The 6778-nt window shown below is 64.3% G+C and carries 3 protein-coding genes, 2 tRNA genes and 1 pseudogene; 5 read left to right on the top strand and 1 reads right to left on the bottom strand.

Annotated features, from left to right (window positions below):
- Positions 1 to 114: 114 nt before the first annotated feature.
- The 5 genes from gyrB (at position 115) to GM1_RS18650 (ending at position 5948) form a co-directional block, all read left to right on the top strand.
- On the top strand, positions 115 to 2172 hold the full coding sequence (gyrB, locus tag GM1_RS18630) for a DNA topoisomerase (ATP-hydrolyzing) subunit B (RefSeq protein ID WP_008381456.1): 2058 nt from the start codon (positions 115 to 117) through the stop codon (positions 2170 to 2172).
- A gap of 147 nt (positions 2173 to 2319) precedes the next feature.
- The gene (gyrA, locus tag GM1_RS18635) at positions 2320 to 4821 is read left to right on the top strand and encodes a DNA gyrase subunit A (protein WP_008381458.1); all 2502 of its coding nucleotides are present in this window, start codon (positions 2320 to 2322) and stop codon (positions 4819 to 4821) included.
- Between the two features lie 52 nt (positions 4822 to 4873).
- Positions 4874 to 5683, top strand: coding sequence for a DUF3566 domain-containing protein (locus GM1_RS18640; RefSeq protein WP_008381460.1), 810 nt, complete (start codon positions 4874 to 4876; stop codon positions 5681 to 5683).
- 76 nt (positions 5684 to 5759) lie between these two features.
- A tRNA-Ile gene (locus GM1_RS18645) sits at positions 5760 to 5836 on the top strand.
- A gap of 39 nt (positions 5837 to 5875) precedes the next feature.
- Positions 5876 to 5948, top strand: a tRNA-Ala gene (locus tag GM1_RS18650).
- Positions 5949 to 6211: 263 nt separating this feature from the next.
- Here GM1_RS18650 and GM1_RS22795 read toward each other — a convergent pair.
- Positions 6212 to 6778 (bottom strand): annotated as a pseudogene (locus GM1_RS22795) (hypothetical protein); the annotation flags it as partial.

Raw genomic sequence — 6778 nt, forward strand, 5'->3', positions numbered from 1 at the left:
TCGCGCTACGAGCAAATCAGGGCGCGCCACACCACTGCTGAGCGCGGCTGCTCCGTGGCCCTGCGGGTACACTGACAGAGACTTACTCGCGAGATGAACAGGAGTGGACCCTTCGTGGCCGACACCAGTAGCAACGAGCCGAAGAAGAACAGCAAAGGCAAGGCCGGCGAATACGGTGCGGACTCCATCAGCATCCTCGAGGGACTCGAGGCCGTCCGCAAACGCCCAGGCATGTACATCGGCTCGACAGGTGAGCGCGGTCTGCACCACCTGATCTGGGAGGTCGTCGACAACTCCGTCGACGAGGCGATGGCTGGACATGCCACGCGCGTGGACGTCACGCTGCTGGCCGACGGCGGAATCCGCGTCGTCGACGACGGTCGAGGCATGCCCGTCGGCATGCACGCCACCGGTGTTCCCGCTGTTGAGGTCATCATGACCCAGCTGCACGCGGGCGGAAAGTTCGACTCCGATTCGTACGCCGTCTCCGGTGGTCTGCACGGTGTCGGCATCTCGGTCGTGAACGCGCTGTCCACGCGCGTCGACCTCGAGATCCGCAACAACGGTTCGTTCTGGAACCAGACCTACACCTACGCCGAGCCCGGTCCGCTCGTCGAAGGCGTCGCGACCCGCGAGACCGGAACGTCGGTCTCGTTCTGGCCGGACGCACAGATCTTCGAGACGGTGAAGTTCAACGCCGAGACCGTCGCTCGTCGTCTCCAGGAGATGGCGTTCCTGAACAAGGGTCTGACGATCACGCTCACCGACGAGCGGATCACCGAGGCAGATGTCGAAGCAGCGCCGGACGTGGAGGGCGACGACAGCGCGGAGTCGATCAAGACCGCCGATGAGCGTGCCGAGAAGATCGCCAAGGTCAAGACCCGGACGTACCACTACCCGGACGGTCTCGTCGACTACATCAAGCACCTCAACCGCACCAAGAACGCTGTGCACAAGTCGGTCGTCGGCTTCGCAGCCAAGGGCACCGGCCACGAGGTCGAGATCGCGATGCAGTGGAACGACTCGTACTCGGAGAGTGTTCACACCTTCGCGAACACCATCAACACGCACGAGGGCGGAACACACGAAGAGGGCTTCCGCGCTGCGCTGACCAGCACGGTCAACAAGTACGCCCTCGACAAGAAGCTGATCAAGGACAAGAAGGAAGATCGTCTCTCCGGCGACGACATCCGTGAGGGCCTCGCCGCGGTGATCTCGGTGAAGGTCGGCGACCCGCAGTTCGAAGGTCAGACGAAGACCAAACTCGGCAACACCGAGGTCAAGAGCTTCGTGCAGAAGGCGTGCAACGAGCACCTCGCCGACTGGTTCGAGGCGAACCCGGCCGAAGCGAAGATCATCATCCGCAAGGCGGCCGACTCCCACCAGGCTCGTGCCGCGGCCCGCCGCGCACGTGACATGGTGCGTCGCAAGACGGCGACCGACATCGGCGGACTCCCCGGCAAGCTCGCCGACTGCCGCAGCAAGGATCCGGAGAAGTCCGAGGTCTACATCGTGGAGGGCGACTCCGCAGGCGGCTCGGCCAAGTCGGGCCGCGACTCGATGTATCAGGCGATCCTGCCGCTGCGAGGCAAGATCATCAACGTCGAGAAGGCACGCATCGACCGCGTCTTGAAGAACGCTGAAGTCCAGTCGATCATCACCGCATTCGGCACCGGCATCCACGACGAGTTCGACATCGCCAAGCTGCGGTACCACAAGATCGTGCTCATGGCCGACGCCGACGTCGACGGTCAGCACATCGCGACGCTGCTGCTCACGCTGCTGTTCCGTTTCATGCGCCCGCTGATCGAGCAGGGTCACGTCTTCTTGGCGCAGCCGCCGCTGTACAAGCTGAAGTGGCAGAAGGGCGCCGCACCGGACTTCGCGTACAGCGACCGTGAGCGCGACGCGCTGCTGGAGGCCGGCAAGGCCGCAGGCAAGAAGATCAACATGGCCGACGGCATCCAGCGCTACAAGGGTCTGGGCGAGATGAACGCCAGCGAGCTGTGGGAGACCACGATGGATCCCGATGTCCGCGTCCTCAAGCAGGTCACCCTCGACGACGCCGCCGCCGCCGACGAACTGTTCTCCATCCTGATGGGCGAAGACGTCGCTGCTCGCCGCAGCTTCATCGCACGTAACGCCAAGGACGTCCGCTTCCTCGACGTGTGACTTCTCGACTGCGCTCGAAGACCCGGTGGGGAGCCCCCCGATCGTCGAGCGCAGTCGAGACCCAGTCCATCCAGATCGTCGAGCGCAGTCGAGATGTAAACCCCGGCCCGTCGAGCGCAGTCGAGACGAATACAAGAAAGTGAATCAATGAGCGACGAAACCGACCTGTCACCGCTGAACGGCGACGGAACCGGCGACCGCATCGATCCCGTCGACCTCGGCCAGGAGATGCAGAACTCCTACATCGATTACGCGATGAGCGTGATCGTCGGCCGCGCGCTGCCCGAGGTCCGCGACGGCCTCAAGCCTGTGCACCGTCGTCTGCTGTACGCGTCGTTCGACGCGGGCTTCCGCCCGGAGCGCGGCTATGTGAAGTCGGCTCGCCCGGTGTCGGAGACGATGGGTAACTACCACCCGCACGGCGACAGCTCGATCTACGACGCGCTGGTCCGCCTCGCACAGCCGTGGTCGATGCGCTACCCGTTGATCGACGGCCAGGGAAACTTCGGCTCCCGCGGCAACGACGGTGCGGCTGCCATGCGTTACACGGAGGCTCGTCTCACGCCGCTGGCGATGGAGATGCTCCGCGACATCACCGAGGAGACCGTCGACTTCGTCCCGAACTACGACGGCAAGACAGAGGAGCCGACGGTGCTGCCGTCGCGCGTCCCGAACCTGCTGATCAACGGTTCCGGCGGCATCGCCGTCGGTATGGCGACGAACATTCCGCCGCACAACCTGCGTGAAGTGGCCGACGCCGTGTTCTGGGCTCTGGAGAACCCGGAAGCGGATGAGGAGAGCACCCTCGAGGCGTGCATGGAGGCCGTGAAGGGGCCTGACTTCCCGACTGCGGGTCTGATCGTCGGCAGCCAGGGCATCAAGGACGCCTACATGACCGGCCGCGGCAGCATCCGCATGCGCAGCGTGGTCGACATCGAGGAGAACAAGGGCGCCACGCAGCTGGTTGTCACCGAGCTCCCGTTCCAGGTGAACCCCGACAACTTGATCGGGTCGATCGCCGAGCAGGTGAACGATGGCAAACTCAAGGGCATCAGCAAGATCGACGACGAGTCGTCCGACCGCGCAGGCATGCGGATCGTCATCACGCTGCGTCGTGACGCTGTCGCGAAGGTCGTGCTGAACAACCTCTACAAGCACAGTCAGCTGCAGACCAACTTCGGCGCCAACATGCTGTCGATCGTCGACGGTGTACCGCGCACCCTGCGTCTGGACCAGATGATCCGCTACTACGTGGCTCACCAGATCGAAGTGATCGTCCGACGCACCAGGTACCGCCTGCGCAAGGCGGAGGAGCGCGCACACATCCTGCGTGGTCTCGTGAAGGCTCTGGACGCCCTCGACGAGGTGATCGCTCTGATCCGCGCGTCGGCCAACACCGACGCCGCCCGCAGCGGATTGATGGATCTCCTCGACATCGACGAGATCCAGGCCGACGCGATTCTCGCGATGCAGCTGCGTCGTCTGTCTGCTCTCGAGCGTCAGAAGATCATCGACGAGTTGGCCGAGATCGAGCGCGAGATCGCCGACCTGAAGGACATTCTGGAGCGCCCCGAGCGTCAGCGCGCCATCGTGCGCGACGAGCTCAAGGAGGTCGTCGACAAGTACGGCGACGACCGTCGTACCAAGATCATCGCCGCCGAGGGCGACGTGACCGACGAGGATCTGATCGCTCGCGAAGACGTTGTCGTCACGATCACCGAGACCGGGTACGCCAAGCGCACCAAGACCGACCTGTACCGCAGCCAGAAGCGTGGCGGCAAGGGAGTCCAGGGCGCCGGCCTGAAGCAGGACGACATCGTCGCTCACTTCTTCGTGTCGAGCACCCACGACTGGCTGCTGTTCTTCACCACGAAGGGCCGCGTCTACCGCGCGAAGGCGTACGAGCTTCCCGAAGCGAACCGCACCGCTCGCGGTCAGCACGTCGCGAATCTCTTGGCGTTCCAGCCGGAGGAGCGGATCGCCCAGGTCATCCGGATCTCCGGCTACGACCACGCCCCGTACCTGGTGCTCGCCACCCGCAACGGCCTGGTCAAGAAGTCGCGCCTGGACGCGTTCGATTCGAACCGTTCCGGCGGTCTGGCCGCGATCAACCTCCGTGGTGACGACGAGCTGGTCGGCGCACAGCTGTGCAGCGGCGACGACGATCTGCTGCTCGTGTCGAAGAAGGGCCAGTCGATCCGCTTCACCGCGGGCGACGAGGCGCTGCGCCCGATGGGCCGTCAGACGTCCGGTGTGCAGGGCATGCGGTTCAACGACGACGACGAACTGCTGTCGCTCAACGTGGTCCAGGACGACACCTACCTGCTGGTCGCGACATCGGGCGGCTACGCGAAGCGCACCGAGATCAGCGAGTACACACCTCAGGGCCGCGGCGGCAAGGGCGTGCTGACCATCCAGTACGACCCCAAGCGCGGCGAACTGGTCGGCGCGATCATCGTCGACCTCGACAGCGAGGTGTACGCGATCACGTCCGGCGGCGGTGTGATCAGGACTCTTGCGAAGCAGGTCCGAAAGGCCGGACGTCAGACAAAGGGCGTTCGCCTGATGAACCTGTCGGACGGCGACAACCTGTTGGCCATCGCCCGCAACGCCGACGAGCCGGAAGAGGGCGCGGCAGAGCAGGAATGACGCCTGTTGCGTTTAGGGTGGGTGGTGTCACCCGTCCAGTGAGGAATTGCTTGTGAGCACACCTGACGACCAGAACGCCGACCGCGGCCAGGTCGTTCCCCCGTGGAAGCGGGGGGAGAAGTCCGCGTCGACCGGTCTGACTGCCGGTGAGATGGCCAAGGCCGTCTCGTCCGACGACGCGCGCCCCGCCGGCCCTGCTCCTCGTGGAGTCGTGTCGGGACAGCGTCCGTCGGCGCCGTCATCGGGCCCGATTCCGACCGTCGGTCCGCCGGCTGCGACACCCCCGAAGACACCGACGGGGCCGCAGCAGGCCGCGCCGCAGGCCCCCAAGCCCGCGTTTGTGGAATCAGACACGCGGAACATCCCGCGCGACGATCTGGCCAAGAAGGACCAGCTGCCCGATCTCGACGCGATTCACCAGGTGGAGGCGTCGAAGGACGCTAAGGCGGCCGCTGCGCGCGCACAGTCGCAGACCATTCCGTCGCGTGCCATCGGCGTTCCGCTGCGTGCGGCGGTGCAGATCCGGCGCGTCGACCCGTGGTCGGTGTTCAAGGTGACCGGCGTGCTCTCGATCGCGGGCTTCTTCATCTGGATGATCGCGGTGGCCGTCCTGTACGGCGTCCTGGCGGGCATGGGCGTGTGGGACCAGATCAACGGCTCGTTCGGCGACATCATCTCCTCGGACGGCACCAGCAGCGGCTCCGACATCATCGGAACAGGGATGGTGTTCGGGTTCTCGGCAGGCTTCGGTGTGGTCGCTGCGATTCTCATCACAGGTATCGCGACCATCTCGGCGTACATCTACAACGTGTGTGCCGACATGGTCGGCGGCGTCGAAGTGACGCTGGCCGACCTCGACTGAGGTAGTCGCCGCTAGGTATCTGACCAGCCGTTTTGGTACTTCCGGAATCGTCGGGTAACGTTCCATCTCGGTTCAAGGGCCTATAGCTCAGGCGGTTAGAGCGCTTCGCTGATAACGAAGAGGTCGGAGGTTCAAGTCCTCCTAGGCCCACCATGACCACCCGGCGATCGACTATCATTGTCGAAGCCACCCGGGGCCTTAGCTCAGTTGGTAGAGCGCCGCCTTTGCAAGGCGGATGTCAGGAGTTCGAATCTCCTAGGCTCCACAAGTGGGATATTTGGAAAAGTATCCTCGATGAATTTGGAAAAGCCCCAGGCTGTGATCGCCTGGGGCTTTTTCGTGCGATGTGCGTCCCTTGGGGAGGTGCGGAGGAGCTTAAAAGCCAGTCATGAATGGTGTACGGGGCCGGTTCTTCGGCGCTGTGAGCGGTTCTCGTTGACTTGACAGGCCGGCAAGGCGTTGAGGGCGTGGTTGGCCGACACGGCCTCGGATGTTGTGACTGTGTGATTCGGGAAACGACGCTGCGGCTCAGCCGCTGGGTGCGCGTGGTCGTGTGGTGGTGTGTCGTGGCGCCGGGGCTTGGGTGTCGGGTGTGAGTGGTCTGTGGGTGAGCGGGAACTGCGGCGGGACGTTCTGTCGGCGGAGGTGGAAGTGGTTGACGATGCAGCGTTGGTTGTGGGCGAAGATCGTGAAGCCGAGGAGAAACGCGTTCTTGATCCGGCCGAAGACTCGTGTGTATCCGCGTTCGAGCGGCTGCGCGTCTCGAAGTTGGCTGTTGGCCGATTCAACGGCGTTGCGCCTGTAATAGTCCTTGAACCACTTTGTGGTGCCGTAGGGGTTCCGCTGGCGGATGTTCGGAAGGTAACTGTCAGGAAGGGTGACGGTCCCACTGCAACCGCATCGACTAGCGCATGTGGTGGTGGGCCGGTCCTGGGAGCCGCGCATGGAGTACGGGGTGTTCGGGCACCGAATCGGCGAAGTGGCGCGGTCGGCTCGGACGGGGCCGCGGAACCGTGTCCGGCGGTTTCGGGTTGTCATCGGCTTGTACCCGTAATTGGCGTAGCGCTCGTCGTAGCGTTCGGCGAGTTCCTGGTG

The organism is Gordonia malaquae NBRC 108250 (assembly GCF_000344135.1).
Classification (GTDB): domain Bacteria; phylum Actinomycetota; class Actinomycetes; order Mycobacteriales; family Mycobacteriaceae; genus Gordonia; species Gordonia malaquae.

Excerpts from the sequence above, each read along its gene's own strand:
- gyrA (WP_008381458.1), top strand. The coding sequence starts at position 2,320 with ATGAGCGACGAAACCGACCTGTCACCGCTGAACGGCGACGGAACCGGC.